Annotated in this window: 23 protein-coding genes; 13 read left to right on the top strand and 10 right to left on the bottom strand. The window is 73.1% G+C overall.

The genetic code is table 11. The features are described from left to right. Window positions 1–206: 206 nt before the first annotated feature. Window positions 207–794 carry a hypothetical protein gene (locus tag ACZ6B8_RS24900; RefSeq protein ID WP_471608679.1) on the top strand — a complete coding sequence of 196 codons (588 nt, stop codon included), beginning with the start codon at window positions 207–209 and terminating at the stop codon, window positions 792–794. Between the two features lie 75 nt (window positions 795–869). On the opposite strand, the gene ACZ6B8_RS24895 is transcribed toward ACZ6B8_RS24900, so the two are convergent. Together ACZ6B8_RS24895 and eno are read right to left on the bottom strand one after the other, a co-directional pair. Continuing rightward, window positions 870–2,855: an acyl-CoA dehydrogenase family protein gene (locus ACZ6B8_RS24895; RefSeq protein ID WP_471608678.1), complete on the bottom strand. Its 1,986-nt coding sequence runs from the start codon at window positions 2,853–2,855 to the stop codon at window positions 870–872. 146 nt (window positions 2,856–3,001) lie between these two features. Then, complete coding sequence (gene eno / locus ACZ6B8_RS24890; protein WP_471608677.1) at window positions 3,002–4,372, bottom strand: phosphopyruvate hydratase; 1,371 nt, start codon at window positions 4,370–4,372, stop codon at window positions 3,002–3,004. Between the two features lie 224 nt (window positions 4,373–4,596). Here eno and ACZ6B8_RS24885 point away from each other — a divergent pair, with 224 nt between their 5' ends. The 3 genes from ACZ6B8_RS24885 (at window position 4,597) to ACZ6B8_RS24875 (ending at window position 6,115) form a co-directional block, all read left to right on the top strand. After that, window positions 4,597–5,019: a MarR family winged helix-turn-helix transcriptional regulator gene (locus ACZ6B8_RS24885; RefSeq protein WP_471608676.1), complete on the top strand. Its 423-nt coding sequence runs from the start codon at window positions 4,597–4,599 to the stop codon at window positions 5,017–5,019. A gap of 62 nt (window positions 5,020–5,081) precedes the next feature. Continuing rightward, a complete protein-coding gene (locus tag ACZ6B8_RS24880; RefSeq protein ID WP_471608915.1) occupies window positions 5,082–5,429 on the top strand; it encodes a tetratricopeptide repeat protein in 348 nt (115 codons plus the stop codon). Between the two features lie 104 nt (window positions 5,430–5,533). Beyond that, window positions 5,534–6,115, top strand: coding sequence for a dihydrofolate reductase family protein (locus ACZ6B8_RS24875; protein WP_471608675.1), 582 nt, complete (start codon window positions 5,534–5,536; stop codon window positions 6,113–6,115). Between the two features lie 28 nt (window positions 6,116–6,143). Here ACZ6B8_RS24875 and ACZ6B8_RS24870 read toward each other — a convergent pair whose 3' ends face one another. Then, on the bottom strand, window positions 6,144–6,860 hold the full coding sequence (locus ACZ6B8_RS24870) for a TetR/AcrR family transcriptional regulator (RefSeq protein WP_471608674.1): 717 nt from the start codon (window positions 6,858–6,860) through the stop codon (window positions 6,144–6,146). 102 nt (window positions 6,861–6,962) lie between these two features. On the opposite strand from ACZ6B8_RS24870, the gene ACZ6B8_RS24865 reads away from it, so the two are divergent. Beyond that, on the top strand, window positions 6,963–8,666 hold the full coding sequence (locus ACZ6B8_RS24865; RefSeq protein ID WP_471608673.1) for a CocE/NonD family hydrolase: 1,704 nt from the start codon (window positions 6,963–6,965) through the stop codon (window positions 8,664–8,666). A 146-nt stretch (window positions 8,667–8,812) separates the two neighbouring features. Here ACZ6B8_RS24865 and crcB (ACZ6B8_RS24860) read toward each other — a convergent pair whose 3' ends face one another. From crcB (ACZ6B8_RS24860) to ACZ6B8_RS24845, 4 genes are all read right to left on the bottom strand, one after another. Then, complete coding sequence (gene crcB, locus ACZ6B8_RS24860; RefSeq protein ID WP_471608914.1) at window positions 8,813–9,187, bottom strand: fluoride efflux transporter CrcB; 375 nt, start codon at window positions 9,185–9,187, stop codon at window positions 8,813–8,815. Then, a complete protein-coding gene (gene crcB / locus ACZ6B8_RS24855) occupies window positions 9,184–9,669 on the bottom strand; it encodes a fluoride efflux transporter CrcB (RefSeq protein WP_471608672.1) in 486 nt (161 codons plus the stop codon). Before crcB (ACZ6B8_RS24855) ends, crcB (ACZ6B8_RS24860) begins: the two co-directional genes overlap by 4 nt. Before the next feature lie 9 nt (window positions 9,670–9,678). Next, the gene (locus ACZ6B8_RS24850) at window positions 9,679–10,773 is read right to left on the bottom strand and encodes a M20 family metallopeptidase (protein WP_471608913.1); all 1,095 of its coding nucleotides are present in this window, start codon (window positions 10,771–10,773) and stop codon (window positions 9,679–9,681) included. Between the two features lie 135 nt (window positions 10,774–10,908). Beyond that, entirely contained in the window at window positions 10,909–11,643 is a 735-nt protein-coding gene (locus ACZ6B8_RS24845) for a PAS domain-containing protein (protein ID WP_471608671.1), read from the bottom strand. 246 nt (window positions 11,644–11,889) lie between these two features. Here ACZ6B8_RS24845 and ACZ6B8_RS24840 point away from each other — a divergent pair, with 246 nt between their 5' ends. After that, window positions 11,890–15,150, top strand: coding sequence for a bifunctional cytochrome P450/NADPH--P450 reductase (locus tag ACZ6B8_RS24840; protein ID WP_471608670.1), 3,261 nt, complete (start codon window positions 11,890–11,892; stop codon window positions 15,148–15,150). Window positions 15,151–15,168: 18 nt separating this feature from the next. On the opposite strand, the gene ACZ6B8_RS24835 is transcribed toward ACZ6B8_RS24840, so the two are convergent. After that, window positions 15,169–16,593, bottom strand: a complete 1,425-nt coding sequence (locus ACZ6B8_RS24835) for a dihydrolipoyl dehydrogenase family protein (RefSeq protein WP_471608669.1) — start codon at window positions 16,591–16,593, stop codon at window positions 15,169–15,171. Window positions 16,594–16,760: 167 nt separating this feature from the next. Here ACZ6B8_RS24835 and trxA point away from each other — a divergent pair, with 167 nt between their 5' ends. Continuing rightward, complete coding sequence (trxA, locus tag ACZ6B8_RS24830) at window positions 16,761–17,150, top strand: thioredoxin (RefSeq protein ID WP_471608668.1); 390 nt, start codon at window positions 16,761–16,763, stop codon at window positions 17,148–17,150. 22 nt (window positions 17,151–17,172) lie between these two features. Here trxA and ACZ6B8_RS24825 read toward each other — a convergent pair whose 3' ends face one another. Further along, entirely contained in the window at window positions 17,173–18,207 is a 1,035-nt protein-coding gene (locus tag ACZ6B8_RS24825) for a LacI family DNA-binding transcriptional regulator (RefSeq protein ID WP_471071736.1), read from the bottom strand. Window positions 18,208–18,343: 136 nt separating this feature from the next. Between ACZ6B8_RS24825 and ACZ6B8_RS24820 the strand changes: the two genes are divergently transcribed. After that, complete coding sequence (locus ACZ6B8_RS24820; protein ID WP_471608667.1) at window positions 18,344–19,774, top strand: amidase; 1,431 nt, start codon at window positions 18,344–18,346, stop codon at window positions 19,772–19,774. A gap of 34 nt (window positions 19,775–19,808) precedes the next feature. Here ACZ6B8_RS24820 and ACZ6B8_RS24815 read toward each other — a convergent pair whose 3' ends face one another. Then, window positions 19,809–20,891, bottom strand: coding sequence for a glycosyl hydrolase family 18 protein (locus ACZ6B8_RS24815; RefSeq protein WP_471608666.1), 1,083 nt, complete (start codon window positions 20,889–20,891; stop codon window positions 19,809–19,811). Between the two features lie 70 nt (window positions 20,892–20,961). On the opposite strand from ACZ6B8_RS24815, the gene ACZ6B8_RS24810 reads away from it, so the two are divergent. The 5 genes from ACZ6B8_RS24810 to egtD all read left to right on the top strand — a co-directional run bounded on the left by ACZ6B8_RS24810 (window position 20,962) and on the right by egtD (window position 25,984). After that, window positions 20,962–21,420, top strand: a complete 459-nt coding sequence (locus ACZ6B8_RS24810; RefSeq protein WP_471071745.1) for a type II toxin-antitoxin system PemK/MazF family toxin — start codon at window positions 20,962–20,964, stop codon at window positions 21,418–21,420. 133 nt (window positions 21,421–21,553) lie between these two features. After that, window positions 21,554–22,930, top strand: a complete 1,377-nt coding sequence (gene egtA, locus ACZ6B8_RS24805) for an ergothioneine biosynthesis glutamate--cysteine ligase EgtA (protein ID WP_471608665.1) — start codon at window positions 21,554–21,556, stop codon at window positions 22,928–22,930. Beyond that, window positions 22,927–24,270: an ergothioneine biosynthesis protein EgtB gene (gene egtB, locus ACZ6B8_RS24800; RefSeq protein WP_471608664.1), complete on the top strand. Its 1,344-nt coding sequence runs from the start codon at window positions 22,927–22,929 to the stop codon at window positions 24,268–24,270. The genes egtA and egtB overlap by 4 nt, the downstream gene beginning before the upstream one ends. After that, window positions 24,270–25,025, top strand: coding sequence for an ergothioneine biosynthesis protein EgtC (egtC, locus tag ACZ6B8_RS24795; RefSeq protein WP_471608663.1), 756 nt, complete (start codon window positions 24,270–24,272; stop codon window positions 25,023–25,025). Before egtB ends, egtC begins: the two co-directional genes overlap by 1 nt. Further along, a complete protein-coding gene (gene egtD, locus ACZ6B8_RS24790; RefSeq protein ID WP_471071757.1) occupies window positions 25,022–25,984 on the top strand; it encodes an L-histidine N(alpha)-methyltransferase in 963 nt (320 codons plus the stop codon). Before egtC ends, egtD begins: the two co-directional genes overlap by 4 nt. Window positions 25,985–26,075 lie beyond the last annotated feature (91 nt).

Genomic DNA, 26,075 nt, shown 5'->3' with positions numbered 1-26,075 from the left:
GAGACACGCGGAAGCGGCCGATGGTTGTACACGCGTTGACCCGCCGTCGAGGGAGGGACCTGTCGGCCTGCGCACACGCGGGACCTTCTACCGGCCAGGACGGGACCTACAGGAGCAAAAAGGGTGAGGTGTCCGTGTTGTTCTTATGGAAGAGGCGCTCAGCGACGCGCGCTTCCCCCTCTCGTCCTCATGGAAGGTCCGCTCGGATGTACTCCTCACGCACCCGGCGCACGGCCGGTGCCCTCACGGCTCTCGTCGCCGCCGGAGCCGCTCTCGCCGTCGCCTCGGCCGCCCCGGCCACCGCCGCCCCCGCCGGGCCGAAGCCGCCCGCCCCCTCCTCCGGATACGACGGCCACTACGGCGACGCCTGGATCGGCGGGCACTGGAACCAGGACTACTACCAGTACCCCCGGGCGAAGGCCGGGGCGGACCTGAAGGTCACCGCGACGGGTCCACAGCACATCGACCACCACCAGGAACGCGTCTGGCAGGTCGTGGTCACCAACATCGGCAAGAGCACGGCGAACAAGGTCAGTCTCTCCACCACGCTTCCCAACGGCATCACCCATGTCGCCGACCGGGTCAGCCAGGGCGCCACCACCTACACCCCCGGCGGCTCCCTGATCGCCGATCTGGGCAACCTCAAGCCGGGCGCGACCGTCCGCCTGGACATCGCGGGCAAGGGCCCCTCCTACGGCGGCGGCACCGTCCACCTGCGCAGCGAAGCGGGCACCACCAGCCGCGAGACCAACACCGGCAACAACTCCGCGTCGGTCGCCACGCGCATCAGCTGACCCGCTCCGAGCGGCAGGGAGTCAGGACGTCCGGAGGCCGGAGGTCCTGACGCCCGAAGTCCGGAAGTCCGGAAGTCAGCCCACCAAGTCGGGAGAGCGCAGCATCTCCTGCGGGATGCCCCAGGCGTCGACGAGCTCAGCCGTGATGGGCCGGATCTTGGCACAGAGGTCGTTCACCTCGCGGCGGATCGCCTTGGACCTCTGCACGGTCAGCCGGCCGTGCTCCATGAACCAGGCGCGGTCCGCCTCGATGACGGAGAGGGCGTAGAGGTCGCACAGCAGCCCGAGGGCGACCTTCTCGTCGCCGTCGGGCAACCCCTCCACCTTGTCCACGAACGCCTCGAGGACCAGCCGCTCGACGTGGGCGTGGGCCACCGCGATGACGTGGTCCTGCACCTGTGAGAAGACGACGCCGGGGTGGTTCTCCTGGTCCATCCCGCGCTTGAGCCGACGCGCCGCACCGGCCAGCATGTGCTCTTCGCGGAAGCGGAGCATCGCGAGGTGGTACTCCGAGTCCAGGAGGCCCGCCTGCTGGTCCCATTCGTCGCCGCCGGGCAGCAGGTCCCGTACCCGCTCGAGCAGTTTGTGCGCCGAGGACTTCTCGATGACCGTCTCGACGGCGAGGTTCGTGACGTACCGGACCATGCCGAGCTGGTCCATGCTCTCGAACTCGCTCGCGTAGTGCGTGAGCAGGCCCTTGGCCACCAGCTGCAGCAGCACGTGGTTGTCGCCCTCGAACGTCGCGAAGACGTCGCTGTCGGCCTTGAGGGCGGCGAACCGGTTGACGGCGAGATAGCCGGCGCCGCCGCACGCCTCGCGGCACTCCTGGATCGTCCGCGTCGCGTGCCAGGTGGCGAGCGCCTTGATGCCCGCGGCCCGCGCCTCCAGCTCACGCCGGGCCCGCTCGTCGTCCGCGATGCCCGAGAAGACCTCGTGCAGCTGGGTGCGCGTGACGTCCTGCGCGAAATGCAGCGCGTAGGTGCGCGCGATGAGCGGGAGCAGCCGGCGCCGGTGCATGCCGTAGTCGAGGAGCACCTGCTCCTCGGAGTCCGACGCCGCTTCGAACTGCCGTCGCCGCAGCGCGTACTTGGTGGCAATCGCCAGGGCCACCTTGGCGGCGTTGACGGCGCCGCCCGCGACGCTGACCCGCCCCTGGACGAGCGTGCCGAGCATGGTGAAGAAGCGGCGGTCGGGGTTGTCGATCGGACTCCGGTAGACGCCCTCCGCGGTGACGTCCGCGAACCGGTTGAGCAGTGCCTCGCGCGGGACGCGCACGCCGTCGAACCAGATGCGGCCGTTGTCCACGCCGTTGAGACCCATCTTGCGGCCGTCGTCCTCGATCCGTACGCCGGGGGCGGGCTGCCCGCCGGCGCGGATCGGTACGACGAAGGCGTGCACCCCCTGGCGCTCCTCGCCCACCTCCAGCTGGGCGAAGACGACCGCCAGCTCGGCGTGCCGGGCCGCGTTGCCGATGTAGTCCTTGCGCGCCTGGTCGCCGCCGGTGGTGATGACGAACTCCTGGGTCCCGGCGTCGTACCGGGCCACCGTGCCGAGCGCCTGGACGTTGGAGCCGTGTCCGGTCTCGGTCATCGCGAAGCAGCCCATCAGCTTCCCGCTGACCACGTCCGGCAGATAGGTCTCGTGGTGGCGCTCGGTGCCGAGCTGCAGGATCGCGCCGCCGAAGAGCCCGAACTGCACGCCGACCTTCACCAGGACCGACAGATCACCGAGGGCCAGCGTCTCGAACGCGGCGATCGACGCGCCGATGTCACCGCCACCGCCGTACTCCTTGGGGAAGCCCATCCCGGTCTGGCCGGTGGCCGCCATCTCGACGACGATCTCGCGCACCCGTTCGCGGAACGCGTCGAAGCCGAGCTGCTCCGCCTCTTCCAGGACGTCGGCGTACGCCACCAGGTTGGTGCGGACGAGGCGGCGGACCTCGGCGTACTCGCCGTCCAGCAGCTCGGCGAGGGCCTGGGTGTCGATGACGGGCTGCACGTAGCCGCTCGGGGAGTCGGCGTTGTCGGCATTGTCGGCGTTGTCGGCGTTGTCGGTGACCATGTCGGACGGCTACCCGGTCGCGGGAAGATCAAAGCGGGGGCTTCCTCGTACGGGCTCGTACGGAGACGTATGGGGAGGACCTGTACGCGTACGGAGGCGCCTGCCTCACGAGCCCTGCCCCCGAGAGGGGGCAGGGCCCCAGGAGGTCAGGCCCGCCGCAACACGGCTCGGCCCGCGTAACGTGCCGCGTCGCCCAACTCCTCCTCGATCCGGATCAGTTGGTTGTACTTTGCGGTGCGGTCGGAGCGGGAGAGCGAACCGGTCTTGATCTGACCGCAGCCGGTCGCCACCGCCAGGTCCGCGATGGTGGTGTCCTCCGTCTCGCCCGAGCGGTGCGACATGACGGCCGTCCAGCCCGCCCCGTGGGCCGTGGCGACGGCGGCGAGCGCCTCGGTCAGGGTGCCGATCTGGTTGACCTTGACCAGGACGGAGTTGCCGACGCCGGTGCGGATGCCCTCGCGGAGCAGCGTCTCGTTGGTGCAGAAGACGTCGTCGCCGGTGAGCTGGCAGCGGTCGCCGACGCGGGCGGTCAGCTCGCGCCAGCCGTCCAGGTCGTCCTCGGCCATCGGGTCCTCGATGGAGACGACCGGGTAGGCGTCGATGAGCCCGGCCAGGTAGTCGGCCTGCTCGGAGGGCGTGCGGCGCACCCCCTCCCCCGCGTACTCGTACACGCCGTCGCGGAAGAACTCCGAGGACGCCGGGTCCATGACGAGGCCGATGTCGGCGCCGGGGCGGTAGCCGGTGCGCTCGATGGCGGACATCACGAAGTCGAGGGCCTCCTCGGCGGTGCGCAGCGCGGGCGCGAAGCCGCCCTCGTCGCCGACGCCCGTGGAGTGCCCGGCGCTCAGCAGGTCCTGGCGCAGGGTGTGGAAGACCTCGCTGCCCATGCGGACGGCTTCGGCGAAGGTGTCCGCGCCCACGGGCGCGATCATGAACTCCTGGAAGTCCAGCGGATTGTCGGCGTGGGCGCCGCCGTTGACGATGTTCATCATCGGCAGCGGCAGGAGGTGGGCGTCGGCGCCGCCGAGGTGGCGGTAGAGGGGCAGGCGGTGGGACGCCGCGGCGGCCTTGGCGGCGGCGAGGGAGACGCCGAGGACGGCGTTGGCGCCGAGCCGGGACTTCGTGGGGGTGCCGTCGAGGTCGATCAGTGCGGCGTCGAGTCCCGCCTGGTCCGTCGCGTCCCGTCCGCGTACGGACGCCGCGATCTCCTCGTTGACGTGCGCCACGGCGCGGTCGACGCCCTTGCCGTGCCAGCGCGCGGAGTCCCCGTCGCGCAGTTCCACGGCTTCCCGGGCGCCGGTGGAGGCTCCGGAGGGGACGGCGGCGCGCCCCAGGGAGCCGTCCGCGAGGACCACGTCGACCTCGACCGTGGGGTTGCCCCGGCTGTCGATGATCCGGCGGGCGACGACGGACTCGATGGCGGCATCGGCGGATCCGGCCTCGTGAGCGGAGGGGGTGAACGGAGCAGACCGAATGGGCTGGTCGGACTGAGCGGACTGAGCGAACCGATCGGACATGGGAGGTCCTTCCCGTGGTCGTGGCGCCGGGGCCCCGGCTGCGACGACGCTGGCGCTGGGCCCGACGATCAGGAACAGTACAGCAATGCTGTTCAGTTCTGCTGCACAGTATTGCTGTGCAGTGCCGTGCGACACCGTTGCGCGTCGATCGCCACGGGACCGCGACGGGGGCAGCCGCGCAGGTCAGCCGCGCGACGGCGCCGGGCGACGGGCTAAAGTGCCGTATGCCCACCTCGGAAGCCGCCGCCATCGCCGCCGAACTGCGCACGGCGATGGGCAAGCTCACCCGACGCGTCAAGCACGAGGACCGGATCCCGCTGGGCCAGGTCGCCGTGCTCGGCGCGCTCGACCGCGACGGCGCCATGACCACCAGCGACCTCGCCGCCGACCAGCGCGTGCGCCCGCAGTCGATGGCCAGGGCGGTGGGGCTGCTCATGGAACAGGACCTGGTCACGCGCCGGGCGCACCCCACGGACGGCCGCAAATCCCTGGTCGAGCTGTCGGACGCGGGCCGGGCGGCGCTGGAGGCGGAGCGCGGCCGCCGGGTCGGCTGGCTCGCGCGGGCCATCGACGCCGAACTCGACGACGAGGAGCGGGAGCTGCTCGCACGGAGCGCCACGCTGCTGGAACGGCTCGCCACCCGCTAGTGGAATTTTCAACCACACGGCTCTGTTGCAGGCCTCGAAGGAGGCAGACAGTGGAGCAAACGGTGGACACGACGTACTACGACCACGGCACGCCGGCGGAGCGCTGGGAGCGGGCACGGCTGTTCTTCGACGCCAAGGAGTACGCGACGGCGGCGCGCGTTCTGGTCACCCTGGCCGACGAGGTGCCGGAGCAGGTCGCCCCGCGCCTGCTGCTGGCCCGCGCCTACTACCACTCGGCCCAACTGCTGCGCGCGGAGACCGCGTTGCGCGAGGTCCTCGAACTCGACCCGGTGGAAAGTTACGCCCACCTCATGCTGGGGCGCACGCTGCAGCGGCAGGGCCGCCCGGACGACGCCAGGCCGCATCTGCGGATGGCGGCGGCGCTGACCGGGGACCCCGGCCGGCCGTGAGCCCGCGCCGGCCACGCGGACACACACGCTCGGCGGGGTGAGCAGGAGCCCCCCACCCTCTACCGTCATCCGTAGACCCGCCGCCGCGGCAGCGGCGGGCACGGATGACGGCGAGGACCGTGATGGGCAAGATCATCTGGATGATGTCCGTGTCGCTGGACGGCTTCATGGAGGGGCCGGACCGCGAGCTCGACTGGAGCCTGGTCGACGACGAGCTGCACCGCCACTTCAACGAGAAGGCGGCCCGCATGGGCGCGTTCTTCGAGGGGCGCGTCACCTGGGAGCTGATGGCCGAGGTCTGGCCGACCGCGGACGACGAGCCGGGGTTCACCGAGGCGATGCGGGAGTTCGGCCCCATCTGGCGGACCATGCCCAAGTACGTGTTCTCGCGGACCCTGGAACGGGCCGACTGGAACACGACGATCGTGCGCGAGGTGGTCCCCGAGGAGATCCGGGCCCTTGTCGGGAAGGCGAACGGGGACGTGGTGGTGGGAGGCGCGGACCTGGCCTCGACGTTCCTGCGCGAGAGGCTGATCGACGAGATCCACGTCTACGTCCACCCGGTGCTGATCGGCCGAGGCAGGCCGATGTTCCGGCCTGCGGACGTCCGGACGGACCTGCGACTCACCGGAACCCACACCTTCGGCAACGGCGTCGTCCAGCTCCGCTACGAACTCGGCGGCTGAGAACCCGGGCACGCGTCGATGTGGCGCGTCAGTCAGTATCGAGGCCGTCGATCAGCCGGTTGAGGAACCGGGTGAAGGTGGCGTCGGGTGTGAGGGGGCGTCCGGGAGCGGAGAGGGCTTCGGCGAGTTCCGGGTGGCGGCCGTCGGCGGCGACAGCGGCGAGGTAGCGACCCTCGGCCGCGGCCCGGTCCGGTGATCGCGAGACTGCGGCGTGCGCGCTCTCCTGGATCACGTACCCGGCCACGAATGCGGTGATCTGGGCGAAGATCTCGAGCTTCGCCGCACCGTCCAGCCCGGTGGGCCGCAGGACGGCGAGCACCTGTTCCAGGAAGGTCAGCGTGTTGGGCCCCGGAACACGACGGGTGAACAAGGCGACGGGCAGCCAAGGGTGCCGCAGCATGTGGGCGCGCTGCAGGCGGGCCACGGTCTTCAGATCGGCACGCCAGTCGCCGCTCGGTGGGTCCGTGACCGTGAGTTCGCCGCTCACGTGGTCGACCATCAGCTCCAGCAACGTCTCCTTGTCGGGGGCGTAGCTGTAGAGCGACATGACGCCCGCCCCGACCTCGGCAGCCACCCGCCGCATCGTGACCGCGTCGAGTCCTTCCGCGTCCGCCAGAGTGACGGCCGCGGCGGTGATCGCCTCCCGGCTGAAGGAGGGTTTGCGGCCCCTGCGCGGCTCGGTGGGACGCAGCCAGAGCTGTTCGGGATCGACGCTCTCGGCACCGGATGTTCCGTCGTCGGACATGACCTCGCTCTCCTTCCCCTGGTGGCTGGGTCGGCCCTTGCTTCGAGGTCATCCAAGCATCCTCTATTCTCGTACATCGTACGAGAATAGAGGAGGGCACCGATGCCATCACGCACGCCCGATGCCGCAGCCGCAGCCGCAGCCGCAGCCGGACCAGCCTGGGTGCCACCCGCCGGAAAGTCGCCGCTGTCCGCCCGGATGATGCGGGCGACCTGGCGAGGCCTGCCGGCGAGGCGGTACGAGGTCGGGTGGGAGCCGGGACTGTCGGTACCGGCCGCCGACGGCAGCCCGTTGATCACGGACCACTATTTCCCGCGCGCCCAGGGCGACTTCCCCACCCTGCTGGTCCGCTCCCCTTATGGCCGAGGCCTGCCGTGGTCACCCCAGTTCGGCCTGCTCTTCGCCGAGCAGGGCTTCCACGTGGTCCTGCAGAGCTGCCGCGGCACCGGAGGTTCGGGCGGCACGTTCGATCTCTGGCGCAACGAGGCCGCCGACGGCCGGGCCACGGTGGCCTGGCTGCGCGAGCAGCCCTGGTTCAACGGAACACTGGGGACCGTCGGCCCCAGTTACCTGGGCTACGTGCAATGGGCCCTCGCTCTGGACCCCCCGCCGGAGCTGAAGGCCATGGTGGTGCAAGTGGGGCTGCACGATCCCCACGCCCTGTTCCACGCGGGCGGTGCGCTCCGTCTGGAGAACGCCCTCGCCGTGGGCCTGGGCATGAACTACCAGCACCAAGGCATGGCACCGTTCCTCAAGGCGACGCTGCGCCTGCAACGGCGCCTGCGCGAGGTCACCACCAAGCAGCCCCCGCGCAGGGCGTACGTGTCGGCCTTCGGCAGCGAACTGCCGTGGCTGGACGACGTGATGACCCACCCGGACGCCGAGGACTCCTACTGGCACGGAGCGTCGTTGGCGGAGTCGGCGGAGCGGCTCCGCGTACCCACGGCCCTCATCACCGGATGGCACGACGCACTGGCCGACCAGACCTTCGAGCAGTACGACCGGCTGCGCCGGGCCGGATGCCGGACCGCCCTGCTCGTGGGGCCCTGGACCCACACGTCGGCCCTGCAGCGAGGATGGCCCGAGGTATTCGCCGAGAGCCTCGCGTGGCTGCGCGCCCACCTGGACGCCGATCCCTCAGACCTGCGTCCCACCGCGGTACGTGTGCACATCGGCGGCGAAGACAGTTGGCAGGACCTCGACGCATGGCCTCCGGCCGCGGCTGCCACCCCGTGGTACCCCATTCCTGGCGGGCATCTCACCCAGCGGGCCCCCACAGACTCCGCACCCGTGGCGGCGATCCGCTACGACCCGGCCGACCCCACCCCCTCCCTGGGCGGCCCCCTGCTCTCCCGCACCGCCGGCCCCCGGGACAACGCCGCCCTGGAGGCCCGAGACGACGTCCTGACCTTCACCGGACCACCCCTGACCGAGCCCCTGGACGTCCTGGGCCCCGTCTCCGCACGGCTGAGCGTCTCCACCGACACCGGCCACGCCGATGTCTTCACGCGCCTGTGCGACGTGGACCCACAAGGCCGCTCCGTCAACATCTGCGACGGGTTCAGCCGCCTACCGACGGCCGGCCGGACGCCCTCGCAGGTCACCGTACCGATGAGCTCCACCGCCCACCGCTTCCCCGTCGGCCACCGCATACGCTGGCAGATCAGCGCGGGCGCCCACCCGCGCTACGCCCGGAATCCCGGCACCGGCGAGTCGCCACTGGACGCCACCACCTTCACACCGGTGCGCATCACGCTCCACGCCCACTCGACGCTCACACTTCCCAGCAGCCCTGGTCCCACGTAGTTCGCGAAACCTCCGGGAAAACGGAAAACAGTCGACGAGCCGGGCCGTCCGGCCCGGCTCACTCGGTCACACAGGCCCGAACCCACACACTCAACCGGACAAGGGCGCCGTGAAGCGGGCCGCGGGCTGGGGCGGGGCATGCGCCGTCACCGCCAGATGACCTCCCCCACACCCACCCCCGCGAACGCCGCGCCCAAACCCACCGAGACGCTGCCCAGGGCGTTGGCCGTCGCCTGGAAGCCCGCGCCGCGCTCGGCCAGGCGCAGGGTCTCGTACGAGAACGTCGAATACGTCGTCAGCGCCCCGCACAGACCCGTACCGAGGAACAGCTGGGTCTGGGCCGTCGCGGCGCCCGCCATGACCGCCCCGGTGAGCAGGCCGAGGATCAGGCAGCCCGTCGCGTTGACGGTGAACGTGCCCCAGGGGAAGTCCGTCCTGTGCCGCAGCTGCACGGCGCGGTCCGTGAGGTAGCGCAGGGGGGCACCGATCATGCCGCCGGCGATGACGAGCAGCCAGTTCATGTCCGCCGCCACGCCACCGCGCGGCGCGTCGTCCACGCCGCGCACCAGGCCGCCGCGAGGGCCGCCAGCAGGGTCAGGCCCAGGTAGGCGAGGCCGGTGCGGGGGTGGCCCTCGCGGATCAGGCGCTCGATGTCCACCGCGTACGTCGAGAACGTGGTGAAGCCGCCGAGGACACCGGTGCCGAGGAACGGCCGCACCAGGCGGTGGGCCGTCCGTGCCTCCGTGACCAGCACCATGAGCACGCCGATCGCCGCGCATCCCGCGGCGTTCACCAGGAGGGTCGTCCAGGGGAACGCGTGAGGGGCACTCGGCCAGATCTCGGAGGCCGCGTAGCGGGCGACCGCGCCCAGGCCGCCCCCGAGGGAGACCGCCGCGAGGATCTGCCCCTGGCCGTGCGTCACGTCGCGGCGCTGCGCCGCCACGGACAGATCGATGTCCGGGTCGGTGGGTTCGTCCACCGGCCCGGGCCGCTCAGCTCGCATGGGCCCACGCTATCCGGCGGCCCGGCCGGACACCGCGTCACCGGGCCGGTCCCGCAGGGCGCGTACGAGACCGGTGACGAGCTCCGCCCGCTCCGCCATGGCCGCGACGACCACGTACTCGTGGTCGGCGTGGGCCCCTCCCCCGACGGCGCCGAGACCGTCCAGCGTCGGCACTCCAAGAGCTGCCGTGAAGTTGCCGTCGCTCCCGCCGCCGACCGACCGGCCTGCCACGCCGGGCATCAGTCGCCGCGCCAGGGCGAAGAGTTCGGCCGACGCGGACTCCGGCATCGGAGGGCGCCCGACGGATCCGCGGACCGTGACGTGCGCGCCGTCGAGGTGCGGCGTCAGGGCCGCGAACGCGGACTCGACACGCTCCTTCTCCTCGCCCGTCTCGACGCGGACGTCGACGACGATCGTCGCCTCGGCGGGCACCACGTTGTCCAGCGTGCCCGCGGACGCGACGGTCGGCGTGACGGTGGTGCCGATCTCGGGGCGCCCGAGCGCCGCGATGTCGAGGACCTGGCGTGCCGCCTCGGTCAGGGCGTTGACGCCCGTCTCGGGTTCGAGTCCGGCGTGCGCGGCCCGGCCCGTGACGGTCACCTCGAACGTCCCGCACCCCTTCCGGCCGGTCTTGAGTCCGCCGCCCTCGGCCGCGCCCTCGAAGACCAGGACGGCACCGCAGGCGAGGGCGCGTTCCTCGATGAGGGCGCGGGAGGAGTGCGAGCCGACCTCCTCATCAGCGGTCACCAGGATCTCGACGCCGGTCAGGTCGTCGAGCGCCGCGAGGCCGTGCACGGCCTGCACCAGACCGCCCAGCATGTCGAAGACCCCGGGGCCGGTCGCGTGCCCGTCCTCGACCTTGAAGGGGCGTCGCGCGAGGGTGCCGAGCGGGAACACCGTGTCGTGGTGGCCGAGGACGAGCACCCGGGGCTCACCGCCGCCGGACCAGTGCACGTGCGGTCCGGCTTCGCTGCCCACGAGCACGGCCCGCCCGCCGAGCCGGTTCTCGACGACGGCCGCGACGGCGTGTGCCGAGGCAGTCAGGGCGTCGGTGTCGCGGGAGGGCGACTCCACCTCGACGAGTGTCCTGAGGTCATCGATCATCGCGTCGACGTGCACGTCGGCTGCCTTGTGGTGCGTCACGCCGCAAGAATACGTCGGGGTTGATCACGGCCCGGAGCCACCTGGACCCGTTGCGCCGGTGCCCAATCAGGCTCGGTACGGAGCGCCCGGCCGGCCTCAGGAACCGCCCTCCGCGCCCCCGCGCCGCGCGACCGGAGCCGCCACCTTCGGCGGCCAGGCCGCGGGGTCGAGCAGCCCGAGTACGTAGGCCCGCGCCACCAGCGCCGTACGGTTCGGTGCCTGGAGCCGTCGGCAGAGCCGCGTGAGGTGGTAGTTGACGCCGTCGACGCCGATCCCGACCGTGCGCGCCACGACCGACGTCGTGGCGCCGCCGGCCACCAGGCGCAGGATGCGGGCCTCCTGCGCGCTCAGGGCGGGGTGGGCGAGCTCACCTCCCGCGCCGTCCGCGGCGCTCTCCCCCGTCGGCTCCGGCCGCTCCTCGGCCAGACGCAGCGTCACCAGCAGGGGCGGGGTCTCCTCCAGCGGGTCGGTGACCGGTTCGACGGTCACCTGGCCGTGCCGGGCCGCGCCCCGCACCCGCCACGTGGCCTCGACGGGGTAACGGGATCTGCGGCCGGAGCGCATCGCCTCGTCGAGCTTGCGCAGCTGCCGACTGTTGGTGGGCGTGAGCAGTTCGAGCAGCAGCCGGTTCGCGACGCGGCCCGGCTGGAGGCCCAGAGCGGCGGCGAACGCCGGGTTGGCGACGGAGACGAGTCCGTCCGCGCCGGCGATGGCGGTCGGGGTAGGGGAACGGTCGAGCAGACTGAGGAAGCGGCCCCGCCAGACAGCGGCGTCGGCGGCCTTCTCCGCCCCGTCGCCGCGGCACTCGCCCGGCTCGCCCGCGTCACTCACGCACACCCCTTCCCGTACACATCACGCACAACTCACACACCTCGCACATCTCTCACACCACGGCCGACCCCCACCGTCACCGCCGCACACTCCGGTGTCACGCGCGCAAGCGCCGGGCCGGAAAAGAGCCCTACAAGATTATGTAGTTCTCGGGCCGGATCGCGCGCCGGGGCGGGCCACGGTAGGAGCGGCGCCCCGCTTCCGGGCGCTCAACTCCCTTGCGTCCACGGGAAGAGGCACTGGCCGATGAGCGAAGAACACCCCGTCGAGATCCGCGGTCTGCGGGACCACCCCGACCTCGTACTGCCCACCGTCGACGTGACGACGTCCGGGCCCACCGCCACCCCCATCCAGCAGTCCGTGGAACTCGCGCGGCGGCACGGGCCCTTCTACGTCCGCCGGTACCACGGGCGCGAGACCGTCTGGGTCAGCTCGCTGGAGCTGGTCGAGGAGCTCGCCGACGAGACCCGGTTCGCGAAGGGCATCGGTCCCGCCCTGGAGAACGTGCGCGGCATCGCGGGCGATGGACTGTTCACGGCGTACGACGACGAGCCCAACTGGGCCAAGGCGCACGACATCCTGCTCCCCGCCTTCGCCATGAACTCGATGCGGACGTACCACCCGCACATGCTGCGCGTGGCCCGGCGCCTCATCGCCTCCTGGGACGGCCGGTTCGCGCCCGGCGCCGCCGAGTCGGGGCCGGTGGAGGTCTCGGAGGACATGACCAGGATGACGCTGGACACCATCGGCCTCGCCGGCTTCGGCTACGACTTCGAGTCGTTCCGGCGCGCCGACCCGCACCCCTTCGTGCAGGCGCTCGTACGAGGTCTGGCGCACAGTCAGGCGAAGCTGGCGCGGGACCCCGCCGGGGAGTACGCGGAAGAGGACGCGGCGTTCGAGGCCGACGCGGCGTTCCTCGCCCAGGTCGTCGACGAGGTGATCGGGACCCGCAAGGCGTCCGGCGACGCCGCCACCGACGACCTGCTCGGCCTGATGCTCAACTCGCCGCACCCCGGGAGCGGCGAGGCCCTGGACGAGGCGAACATCCGCAACCAGGTCATCACGTTCCTCATCGCCGGCCACGAGACGACCTCGGGCGCCCTCTCCTTCGCCCTGCACCACCTGGTGAAGAACCCCGCCGTGCTGCACCTCGCGCAGGCCGAGGTGGACGCGGTGTGGGGCGACGACCCGGACCCCGAGCCGACCTACGAGGACGTGGGCCGGCTGCGCTACGTCCGCCAGGTGCTCAACGAGGCGCTGCGGCTGTGGCCCACCGCCCCCGCGTTCCAGCGCCGGGCCCGCGCCGACACGACCCTCGGCGGACGCCACCCGGTCAGGGCGGGCCAGAGCGTCGTGGTGCTCACGCCGATGCTGCACCGCGACCCGGTCTGGGGCGACAACGTGGAGGAGTTCGACCCCGACCGCTTCGCGCCGGAGGCCGAGGCGGCCCGCTCCCCGCACGCGTACAAGCCGTTCGGCACCGGTGAACGCGCCTGCATCGGGCGGCAGTTCGCCCTGCACGAGGCCACCATGCTGCTCGGCATGCTGATCCACCGTTACCGGTTCCTCGACCGCGCCGACTACCGCCTGAAGGTCAAGGAGACCCTCACCCTCAAGCCCGAGGGCTTCACCATGACCCTCGCGGCGCGCACTCCGGAGGACCGCGCGCGGAGCCTCGCCGCCGCCGGCCGGACCGCCGCGCTCTCCGGTGGCGCCGGCGCGGAGCCGAAGACCGCGGCGCCGGAGGAAGGTCTGCCGACGCGGGCCCTGCCCGGCACCGGCCTGACGCTGCTGCACGGCTCGAACTTCGGGACGTGCCGCGGCTACGCCGAGCAACTCGGTGAGCTCGCCGCCGACCTGGGCTTCGACGTGCGCGTCACGCCGCTCGACGAGGCCGCGGGCGCCTTGCCTGCCGACTCCCCCGTCGTGATCGTCGCCGCCTCCTACAACGGCAGGCCCACCGACGACGCGGGCGCGTTCGTGTCCTGGCTGGAGGGGGCCGCGCCGGACGCCGCCGCCGGTGTGCCGTACGCGGTCCTCGGCGTCGGGGACCGCAACTGGTCCGCGACCTATCAGCGGGTGCCGACCCTCATCGACGACAAGCTCGCGGCCGCGGGCGCGAGCCGCCTCCTGGAGCGCGCCGAGGCCGACGCCTCCGGGGACCTCGCCGGGTCGGTGGACCGCTTCACCGCGGCGCTCCGTGACACGCTGCTGCGGCGGTACGGGGACCCGGACAGCGTCGGGGCGACCGCCACCGCTCCCCCGGCCAGGACGTACGACGTCGTGGAGGTGTGCGGCGGTCCGCTGGACGCGCTGGACGCCCGGCACGGCACCCTGCCCATGACGGTCACGGAGAGCGCCGACCTCGTCGACATGAGCCATCCGCTCGGCCGCGCGAAGCGGTTCCTGCGGGTGGCGCTGCCCGACGGCACCGCCTACCGCACCGCCGACCACCTCGCCGTCCTGCCCGTCAACGACCCCGCGACGGTCGAGCGCGCGGCGGCCGCCTTCGGGGTCGGCCTGGACGCGGTCCTCAACATCCGGGCACACCGACCCAGCCGCACCACCCTGCCCCTCGACCGCCCGGTCGCCGTCCGTGAACTCCTCGGCCGGTACGTGGAGTTGCGGGACGCCCCGAGCGCCGCGCAGGCCGCGCTCCTCGCCGACCACAACCCGTGCCCGCCCGAACAGGACGCGCTGCGACAACTGGCCGGAGCCCCAGAGGCGTTGGCGGCGCGGCAGGGCAACCTCCTCGATCTGATCGAGGACCATCCGGCGCTGCGCGGCCAGTTGGGGTGGCCGGTGCTGCTCGACCTGCTGCCGCCGGTCCGGCCGCGGCACTACTCGATCTCGTCGTCGCCCGCCGTCGCGCCGGGCCACGCCGAGCTGATGGTCTCGCTCCTCTCGGCGCCGGACCGCTCCGGGCGCGGCACGTTCCGCGGCACCGGCTCCTCGTACCTGCACGGTCTGCGGCCCGGCGACGTCCTGCACGCGCGCGTGCAGCCCTGCCGGGACGACTTCCGGATCGCGGCCGACGCACCGACTCCGCTCATCATGGTCGGTGCGGGCACGGGCCTCGCGCCGTTCCGCGGGGCCATCGCCGACCGGGTGGAACTCCTGCGTCGAGGCGGGCAACTCGCCACCGCGCTCTGCTACTTCGGCTGCGACCATCCCGACGTGGACTATCTGCACCGCGCGGAGCTGGCGGAGGCGGACCGCGGGGGCGCGGTGTCGATGCGCCCCGTGTTCTCCCGCGCTCCCGAAGACGACCTGCTCTTCGTACAGGACCGGATCGCGGCCGAGGCCGAGGAGGTCTGGGAGCTCCTTGAGTCGGGCGGCCGGGTGTACGTGTGCGGTGACGGCGCGCGGATGGCGCCCGGAGTCCGCGAGGCGTTCAAGGGGCTGCACGCGAAGTTCACCGGCGGTGGCGCGGGCGCGGCCGAGGCGTGGTGGCGGGAGCTGGTCGCCGAGGGGCGCTACGTCGAGGACGTGTACGCCGGCGGCTGACCGCTCCCGCCGGCGCCGTCAGCCCCGGTAGGTCTCCAGGAGCCGCAGCCACACCTCGCTGATCGTGGGGTAGGCGGGGACCGCGTGCCACAGGCGGTCCAGCGGGATCTCGCCGGCGACGGCCATGGTCGCCGAGTGGATGAGTTCGCCGACGCCGGGGCCGACGAACGTGACGCCGAGCAGGACCTCGCGGTCCAGGTCGACGATCATGCGGGCGCGGCCCCGGTAGCCGTCGGCGAACAGGCCGGCGCCCGCGACGCCGGACATGTCGTAGTCCACGGCCCGGACGCGGTGACCGGCGTCCTCCGCCTCGGCGAGGGTGAGGCCCGCGGAGGCCGCCTCGGGATCGGTGAAGACGACCTGCGGGACGGCCGCGTGGTCGGCCGTCGCGGAGTGGGCGCCCCAGCGGTCGGTCTCCAGGAGCGGGACGCCCTGGGCGCGGGCGGCGATGGCGGCGCCCGCGATACGGGCCTGGTACTTGCCCTGGTGGGTGAGGAGCGCGCGGTGGTTCGCGTCGCCCACCGCGTACAGCCAGTCGCTGCCCTCGACGCGCAGGCTCTCGTCGACGGGCAGCCAGGAGCCCGGCTCCAGGCCGACGGTCTCCAGGCCGATGTCGTCGGTGCGGGGGGCGCGTCCGGTGGCGAAGAGGATCTCGTCGGCCTGGAGCGTCGAGCTGTCGTCCAGGGTGGCGGTGACGGTGCCGTTCTCGCGGGTGACCGCGGTGACGGAGACGCCGGAGCGGACCTCGGCGCCCGCCTCGGTGAGTGCCTCCTGCACCAGCTCGCCCGCGAAGGGCTCCATGCGGGGCAGCAGGCCGCCGCCGCGCACCAGCACGGTCACCCGCGAGCCGAGGGCCTGCCACGCGGTGGCCATCTCCACCGCGACGACGCCGCCGCCGACCACCAGGAGGCGGCCGGGGACCCGGTCGGCGCTGGTGGCCTCGCGGCTGGTCCACGGCTTGACGTCGGCGAGCCCCGGCAGGTCGGGCAGGGCGGCACGGGTGCCGGTGCACACGGCCACCGCGTGCCGGGCCCGCAGGGTGCGCTCCGTGTCGTCCTTGCCGGTGACCGTGACCGTGCGGGGGCCCGCGAGGCGGCCGTGGCCCCGATGCAGGTCGACGCCGACGCCCTCCAGCCAGCCGACCTGCCCGTCGTCCTTCCAGTGCGAGGTGTACTCGTCACGGTGCGCGAGGACCGCGGCGGTGTCGAGGGGGCCCTGCACGGACTGGCGCAGGCCCGGTACGCGACGGGCGTCCGCGCGGGCGATGACGGGGCGCAGCAGGGCCTTGCTGGGCATGCAGGCCCAGTAGGAGCACTCGCCGCCGACCAGTTCGCTCTCCACGATGGCGGCGCTGAGCCCGGCGGCGCGGGCCCGGTCCGCCACGTTCTCGCCCACGGGACCTGCTCCGATGACTACTACGTCGTATGTGATGGCATCCGTCATGAGGACAGTGTGTCGGCAGGTGTGCGCCGTGGCCACACGGGTACGCGCGCGAAATGCGCCGGTGCACATGCGGCACCTTCCGCGCGCACGACAAGGCGGAATACGTCCGCATCATCGGCCGTTGTGCACAACGGCTACGCCCGACAGCAGGAAAGTAGGGAAACACCATGACCAGCACGACCGTGGAGCTCACCAAGGAGAACTTCGACCAGACGGTCACGGACAACGGCTTCGTCCTGATCGATTTCTGGGCCGACTGGTGCGGGCCGTGCAAGCAGTTCGCTCCCGTGTACGAGAAGGCCGCCGAGGCCAACCCCGACCTGGTCTTCGCCAAGGTCGACACCGAGGCGCAGCCCGAGCTCGCCCAGGCCTTCAACATCCAGTCGATCCCGACGCTGATGATCGTCCGCGACCAGGTGGCGGTGTTCGCCCAGCCGGGCGCGCTGCCCGAGGCCGCGCTCACGGACGTCATCGGCCAGGCCAGGAACCTGGACATGGACGAGGTGCGCCGTCAGGTCGCCGAGGAGCAGGCCCAGCAGGGCCAGCCGGAGCAGTAGGCCGCCGCACGGGCCGTAGCGGTCAGCTGGACTCGCGGTGCACGACGTCCGCTCCGAGCACGTCGTGCACCTCGGGTTCGGCGCCCGGGTCGCGCACCACGCGGTCGACGAGCTCGGCCAGGCCGCGGCCGGACGGCAGCTCGATCCGGACGGTGCTGAGCCGGGGTCTGAGGAGCCGTCCCAGCATCAGGTCGTCCGAGCCGATCACGGCCGTCTCCTCCGGTATGGCGACGCCCTCGTCCTGAAGGGCGCGCATCAGGAGCATCGCGTACTCGTCGTTGTACGCGAAGACGGCGTCGACGCCGAGAGCGGGCCAGCGCGCGGCGAGCCGGGCCGCGGACTCCTCGTCGTAGGCGAGCGGCAGCTCGGTGACCGAGGCGCCGGTGGTCCGCGTCCTGCCCACCGCCTGGCGCACCCCTTCGAGGCGGGGGCCCGAGAAGTGTTCCAGGCCCGGTTCCTCGGGGACGACGACGCCTATCCGGCGGCGCCCGCGGGCCAGGAAGTGCAGGGCGGCAGCCTCGCCGACCCTGCGTCCGTCCATGAGCAGCGCGTGCGCGCCCTCCACGCGGTGCGGCCCGAGGGTGAAGACGGCGCGGGCGCCGGACCGCTTCAGGACGGTCACGCCGCGCGGGCCGACCGCGGAGACGTCGGGGGCCAGGACGGCCACGGGCCGCAGCTCGGCCCAGGCGCGGGCCGCGTCCTCACCGGTCAGGCCGAGGCTCGCGTACTGCACGACGGTGTAGTCGAGCCGGCCGAGCGCCCACTGCAGTTCGTTGAAGAAGGCGCTGAAGAGCGGGCCGACCGGGATCTCCGCGGTGGGCATCAGGACCATGCGGCTGTGTCCGGCGCGCAGGCTGCGGGCCGCGGCGTGCGGGACGTAGCCGAGTTCCCTGGCCGCCTCGTGCACGCGGCGCCGCGTGGGTTCGCTGATGCGGACGGCGCTGGTGTTGTTCAGCACGTACGAGACGGTGGCGCGGGAGACCCCCGCCAGGCGGGCGACGTCGGCGCTCGTCGGCACGGAGCGCTGCGTGGACTGCTGCTTCGGTATCTGCACCATGGCCCCGTCATCCTCGCAGACGCAGGCGTCGTGTCCACGGCCGGGCGGCAGCGCGAACTTCCCTGCGCGCGTTCCGCGTTGTGCTACTCGCCGGTTAACGTTCGGGCACCCGTCGTCGAGCGAAGGTGTCCCCCACATGACTGCCGACCGTGCCGAAGGCCTGGCGCGCACCGCCCGCGCGCTGGCCGAGGGAGAGGTGTCCGCGCGTGCGCTGACCGAGCGGACGCTGGCCAGGATCGAGGCGTCGCAGCCCGTGCTCAACGCCTTCAAGCTGGTGCGGGCCGAGGCCGCGCTCGCCGAGGCGGACGCCGCCGACCGGGAGTTGGCGGCCGGGGGCGCCGGGCCGGGGCAGCCGCTGCTGGGCGTTCCGCTGGCCGTGAAGGACGACATGGACGTGGCGGGCGAGCCGACCGCGTTCGGCTGCGGGGGCGACTTCCCGCCGAAGACGGCGGACGCGGAGGCGGTGCGCAGGCTCCGGGCGGCCGGAGCGGTGATCGTCGGCAAGACCAACACGTGCGAGCTGGGGCAGTGGCCGTTCACGGAGGGGCCGGGCTTCGGCGACACCCGCAACCCGTGGCACACCGGTCATACTCCCGGCGGCTCGTCGGGCGGCTCGGCCGCGGCGGTCGCCGCCGGCCTGGTCCCCGCGGCGCTGGGCTCGGACGGCGCGGGCTCGGTGCGGATCCCGGCGGCCTGGACGCATCTGGTCGGGATCAAACCGCAGCGCGGCCGGATATCGACATGGCCGTGGCCCGAGGCGTTCCAGGGCATCACCGTCAACGGCCCGCTCGCCAGGACCGTCGCGGACGCCGCGCTGCTCCTGGACGCGGCGAGCGGCAGCCACCCGGGCGATCTGCACCGGCCGCCCGCCGTGCGGGCCGCCGAGGCCGCGACCCGCGATCCGGGGCGGCTGCGCATCGCCCTGTCGCTGCGGATGCCGTTCACGGCGACGGCGAAGCGGCTGCACCCGGTGGTGCGGGACCGGGTGGTTTCGCTCGCGGACCGGCTCGCGGCGCTCGGGCACGACGTGACGGAGGCCGACCCGCGCTACGGCCAGATCGGCCTGGCGTTCGTGCCGCGGGCCACGGCGGGCATCGCGGAGTGGTGCCGGCACGTGCCGGACGTCTCCCGCCTGGACCGGCGCACCCGGGAAGCGGCCCGGATGGGACGGCTGTTGGGCGGCGCCCCGCTGCGGCTGGCGCGCCGCTCGGAGGCCGCCCTGCACCGGCAGGTCGGCGCCGTCTTCTCGACGTACGACGTGGTGCTCGCGCCGACGACGGCCGCTCCCCCGCCGCGGGTCGGCACGTTCGCCGCGATGAACGGCTGGCGGACCGACCAGGCGATGATCGCCGCGTGCCCCTACGCGTGGCCGTGGAACGTGCTGGGCTGGCCGGGCGTCAACGTGCCCGCGGGGCGCACCCCGGGCGGCCTCCCGCTCGGCGCCCAGCTGCTGGGTCCGGCGGGCAGCGAGCCGCTGCTGGTCTCCCTGGCCGCGCAGTTGGAGGCGGACCAGCGGTGGTACGAGCGGTGGCCCGCGCCGCTGCCGGACGCGGCGCAGGCCCCGTAACCGCCGTCACGGAGCGCCGTCGCGCCGGCCCACCTCACGGCTTCGCCAACTCCGCCCACAGGGCCGGGTCCTCGAAGCCGAGGGCCCACAGCGCGGTGTTGCGCACGCCGTGCCGGCGCAGCACGGGCAGGTGGGCCGCGGTGCCGCGCGCGTCCTGGTACCAGACCGTGCGCTCGCTCCCGCCGTCCCGGTACGTGAAGTGCGGGGTGCTGGAGGCGGGGTCGATGCGGTAGGGGGCAGCCACCGCGGCGCGCAGGGCCTCCGCCTCCCGGGAGGTCACGTGCCGGGCGCGCTCGCGCGAGCCGACGGCCCAGTCCCAGCCGTAGGCGGGCAGCGCCATCTCCAGCTTGTCGCGCGGCACTTCGGCGGTGGCGTTGCGCAGAATCTCTTCGTACCAGGCCGGGGTGGACAGGGGCCCTGGGGTGCCTTCGGCCGAGTGCAGGTTGTACGCCATGACGCGGAGCCGGTCGGCGGCGGCGCCGAGCCGCCGGTAGTCCCAGACGCGGCCGGTGCCCGCGGTCTTCGGTGAGACGGTGACGACGCAGCTCTTGCGCAGGTCGTGCAGGCGGCGGCACAGGTCGGTGACCAGCGTGGCGTAACCGTCCCTGACCTTCGCGTACTCCGCGTCGCCGGTGGTCGCGATGGACTCGTAGTCGAGGTCGAGACCGTCGTAGGCGTGCCCGCGCACGATGCCCAGGAGGGTCTCGATGTGGGTGGCGCGGCGGCCGGGGTCGGTGACCACGGCGGCCAGCGCGCCGCGCGGCAGGGTCTCCATGACGGTCGGCACCACCTTGATGCCGGCCCGGTGCAGTCCGTCGATGACCTTCGCGTCCGCCGCGCCGGAGTGCGGTCCGACCTCGCCGGCCGCCTTGGCCTGGTACCAGAAGGGGCTGACGGTGTGCAGCTGGGCGGCGTGGTCCAGGGCGCTCCGGTACGCGGCCGCCCGACCCCAGTACGGCAGCCAGGCGGAGACGGTGCGCGGCGGTGCGGCCGCGCCGGGCACGGGGCCCGGGGCGGGGCTCGCGGGGTCGGACGCGGCCGGCAGCGGCGCGAGGACGGAGCCCGCAACGGCGAGGGCGGCGAGGAACCGGGCGCTGCGGAGGGGGCGGAACACCATGGGGTGAGCCTGCGGCCCGTCCGCCGGTCCCGCGCTGCGGACTGGGCCGGACAGGTTCTACCGTGACCCTGTGACTGCTTTCATCGATGACCCGCACCTGTCCGACCCGCCCGGCCGCTCCGGCCCCACCGCGACCACCGAGGCCGATCCGCGCGAGGTGGGCCGGGTGCGCACGGAGTACGCGCCGGACCGCGACGGCGACCCCGACCCGGGCGAGGTCGTCTGGACGTGGGTGCCGTACGAGGAGAACGACGGACGCGGCAAGGACCGGCCGGTGCTCGTGGTCGCCCGCGAGGCGTCCGGGACGCTGCTCGCCGTGCAGTTGTCGAGCAAGCGGCACGCCGGTGACCGGGACTGGGTGCCGATCGGCAGCGGGCCGTGGGACCGGGAGGGCCGGGAGTCGTGGGTGGACGTCGACCGGGTGCTGCGGGTGCACGAGCGCGGGATGCGGCGGGAGGCGTGTGCGCTCGACCGCATGCGGTTCGACCTCGTCGTACTCCGTCTGAAGGAGCGCTACGGCTGGCGTTGAGTCCGGGTGAGACGTCCGCGGCGGGCGGCGCGGCAGAAAATCCCGGTGTGAGATCGGCCTGAGGGGCACTCTTGTGCGAAGGCCCTCAAGGGTTTTGGGTGTGACGAGCTGCACCGGATGGAAGGATCCCCGCATGCCTGAGGGAGACTGTAGGAAACACCGCACCACGCGCCCCACAAGGGCGCGGGACACGGTGTCGGAGGCAGAGGTGGAGGCGCTGGTCCACGGCATCTGCTTCAAGACCGGCCCGCCCCGCGTCACCGGCGTCGAACTGGAATGGCTCGTCCACGAGCCGGACCTGCCCCACCTGCCCGTGTCCGCCGCCCGCCTCGAAGCGGCCTACGCCGCACTGCGGGCCCTGCCCCTGCACTCCACCGTCACCGTCGAACCCGGCGGCCAGCTGGAGCTCAGCTCGCTTCCCGCCACCTCGTTGGCGGAGTGCATCTCGGCCATGCAGGCCGATCTCGGCGTCGTGCGCGACGCCTTACGTCCCCATCGCCTCACCCTCAGCGGCTTCGGCGCCGACCCATGGCGCCCGCCGGCACGGATCCTGCGCGAGCCGCGCTACGACGCGCTGGAGTCGTGCCTGGACCGGGGCGGCCCGGCCGGGCGCCGGATGATGTGCTCGACGGCGTCCGTGCAGATCTGCCTCGACGCCGGGTACGAGGAGCCGGGCCCGCTCGGCTACGCGCGGCGCTGGCGTCTCGCGCATCTGCTCGGCCCCGTCCTCGTCGCGGCGTTCGCCAACTCGCCGCTGCAGGACGGCCGTCCCACCGGCTGGCGCTCGACCCGGCAGGCCGTGTGGGCGGGCATCGAGCCCGGCAGATCGGGCGCCCCGCCGCTCGACGGGGAGCCGCGCGAGGTGTGGACCCGGCACGCGCTCGACGCACCGGTCATGTGCGTCAAGAGAGAGCCCGGCGAGGGCCCCTGGAGTGTGCCGGACGGGCTGAGCTTCCGGGCGTGGGCCCGTAAGAACGCGCCGCGCAGACCCACCCGCGAGGATCTCGCGTACCACCTGACCACGCTGTTCCCGCCGGTCCGGCCGCGCGGTCATCTGGAGCTGCGGATGGTGGACGCCCAGCCCGGCGACGACGGCTGGATCGTGCCACTGGCCGTGACGAGCGCGCTGTTCGACGACGCGGAGGCGGCCGAGACCGCCTACCGCGCCGTCAAGCCGCTGGCCGAGCGGCAAGGGCCGCCGGGCTCCCCCGCCGCGCCGCACAACCCGCTCTGGCTGGACGCGGCGCGGCACGGCATGGCCGACGCCGAACTGCGCGAGGCCGCTGTGAGCTGCTTCGCCGCCGCCGTGGACGCGCTGCCCCGCCTGGGCGCGCCCCTGTCCGTGCAGGGTGCCGTCGCGGCCTTCGCCGAGCGGTACGTCGCGCGGGGCCGCTGCCCGGCGGACGATCTGCTCGACGCCGTGCGCGACGGCCGCCACCCCTCTGGCGCACCCGGGCTCCACACGAGGTCCGGACGCCCCGAGACACCTGGGAAGGACTCCCGCCGATGACAGGCTCCACCACCGACCCGGAAGCCCTGCGGGAGCGCGCGCTCGCCGCGCTCCTGGCCGCCCGGGACCGCACCACCCTCCTCACCTCCTGTGTGGAGGAGACCGAACTCACCGCTCAGCACTCCCCGTTGATGTCGCCGCTGGTCTGGGACCTCGCGCACATCGGCAACCAGGAGGAGCAGTGGCTGCTGCGCGCGGTCGCGGGCCGCGACGCCATGCGGCCCGAGATCGACCCGCTGTACGACGCCTTCGAGCATCCCCGCGCCGAGCGGCCGAGCCTTCCGCTGCTCGCACCGAAGGAGGCGCGCGGCTACGCGGCCGAGGTGCGGGGGCGCGCGCTCGACGTACTGGAGAAGACACCCTTCCACGGCACGCCGCTCACCGACGCCGGCTTCGCGTTCGGCATGATCGCCCAGCACGAGCAGCAGCACGACGAGACGATGCTGATCACGCATCAGCTGCGGACCGGGCCGACGGCCCTGACCGCGCCCGATCCGCCGTCGTGCGAACCGATCACCGGACCCGCCGAAGTCCTCGTCCCCGGCGGCCCGTTCACGATGGGCACGTCCACCGAGCCATGGGCCCTGGACAACGAGCGCCCGGCGCACCGGTGCCTCGTCCCGCCGTTCTTCATCGACACGACTCCGGTGACGAACGGCGCGTACCAGGAGTTCATCGAGGACGGCGGCTACGCCCGGATGCGCTGGTGGGACCCGGCCGGCTGGGCGATGGTCCGCGAACACGGGCTGCGGGCGCCGCTGTTCTGGCACGAGGAAGGCGGCCGCTGGCTGCGGCGACGGTTCGGCACGGTCGAGCCGGTGCCGGCCGACGAGCCGGTCCTGCACGTCAGTTGGTACGAGGCCGATGCCTACGCGCGCTGGGCGGGCCGGCGCCTGCCCAGCGAGGAGGAGTGGGAGAAGGCCGCCCGGCACGATCCGGTGACCGACCGCTCCACGCGCTACCCGTGGGGCGACGCGGACCCCACACCGGAGCGGGCCAACCTGGGGCAGCGCCATCTGCGGCCCGCCCCCGCGGGGAGCTACCCGGCGGGCGAGTCGCCGCTCGGCGTCCGGCAGTTGATCGGTGACGTGTGGGAGTGGACGTCCAGCGGGTTCCTGCCCTATCCGGGCTTCTCCGCCTTCCCCTACCGGGAGTACTCGGACGTCTTCTTCGGCGGCGACTACAAGGTGCTGCGCGGCGGCGCCTTCTCCGTGGACGCGGTGGCCTGTCGGGGCACATTCCGCAACTGGGACCACCCGGTGCGGCGGCAGATCTTCTCCGGCTTCCGCACGGCACGCGACGCGGGCCCGGCCGAGGCCGCGGCCCCGGAGACCGCCTGATGTGCCGCCATCTCGCCTTCCTCGGCTCGCCGGAGCCGCTGGGACGTCTTCTCGTGGTGCCCGAGCACAGCCTGTTCCACCAGTCGTGGGCGCCCCGGATGCAGCGGCACGGCACCGTCAACGCCGACGGGTTCGGGGTGGGCTGGTACGCGGACGGGGACCCGGTGCCCGCCCGCTACCGGCGCTCCGTGCCGATCTGGGGCGACCAGTCGTTCGCCGACCTCGCCCGGGTCGTACGCTCCGGGGCCGTGCTCGCGGCCGTGCGCGACGCGACCGAGGCAGGGGCGGACGGGGAGGCCGCCGCGGCGCCGTTCGCCTCCGGGCCGTGGCTGTTCAGCCACAACGGCGCGGTCACCGGCTGGCCTGGATCGCTCGCCCCGCTCGTCCGTGACCTGCCGCCCGAAGAACTGCTCGCCATGGCGGCGCGCTGCGACTCGGCGCTCTTGTGGGCGCTTCTGCTGCACCGGCTGCGGCGCGGCGACGAGGCGGGACAGGCCCTCGCGGACACCGTCCTCGACGTCGCCCGGGCGGCGCCCGATTCGCGCCTCAATCTGCTGCTCACCGACGGCACCACGATCACCGCGACCACCTGGGGCGACACCCTCTGGTATCTCGCGGAGCCCTCCCACCGCACCGTCGTGGCCTCCGAGCCCTACGACGACGACCCGCGCTGGCGCGAGGTGCCCGACCGCACCCTGCTCGCCGCCGACCGCACCGACGTGATTCTGACCCCGCTCAAGGAGCCTGCTGCGTGAGCCCGTTCCTGCTGACCCGAACCCTGCCCGAGGACGCCACCGAGTCCGCGCTGCGCGAGGACGTCCTGCACGGCCTGACCCGCTCCCCGAAGACGCTGCCGCCCAAGTGGTTCTACGACGCGCGCGGCAGCGCACTCTTCGAGGAAATCACCACCCTGCCCGAGTACTACCCCACCCGCGCCGAGCGGGAGATCCTGGTGGCCCGCTCCGCCCGCATCGCCGAGATCACGGGTGCGCGCACGCTCATCGAGCTGGGTTCGGGCTCCTCGGAGAAGACCCGCCACCTGATCGACGCCCTGCCGGCCCTGCACACCTACGTGCCGGTGGACGTGAGCGAGACCGCGCTGACCGGCGCGGCGAACGCCCTGGTCGCCCAGCGGCCGGCGCTCGACGTGCACGCCCTGATCGCCGACTTCACCCGCGGCCTCGCGCTGCCGGGGACGCCGGGCCCGCGCCTCGTGGCGTTCCTCGGCGGCACGATCGGCAATCTGCATCCCGCCGAACGTGCCGCGTTCCTCTCCTCGGTCCGCGACCTCCTGGAGCCGGGCGACGCGCTGTTGCTCGGCACGGACCTGGTCAAGGACGAGTCGGTGCTCGTCTCCGCGTACGACGACGCGTCGGGCGTGACGGCCGCGTTCAACAAGAACGTCCTCTCGGTGATCAATCGCGAGCTGGGCGGGGACTTCGACCCCGCCGCGTTCGAGCACGTCGCCGTCTGGGACCGCGAGCACGAGTGGATGGAGATGCGGCTGCGCTCCACCACCGCGCAGACCGTCAAGATCCACGCACTGGATCTGGCGGTCGACTTCGCCGCCGGCGAGGAGCTCCGCACGGAGATCTCCGCGAAGTTCCGAGAGGACAGTGTGCGCGCCGAACTGTCCGCAAGTGGCCTGAAGTTGACGCACTGGTGGACGGACGAGCGGGGCCGCTTCGCGCTGTCGCTGAGCACGGTGGCGTAGCGACATCTCCGGCTCGGGGACCCTTCCATGCGCTCCCCCGGTCCGGCCTCGCGCACCGATGTGCGGGGCCGGACCTCGCGGCGGGCCGCTC

It is taken from the genome of Streptomyces sp. NPDC041122, from assembly GCF_055592445.1.
Note: the sequence above shows the minus strand (reverse complement) of the source record. Positions and strands in the feature narration are given on the sequence as shown.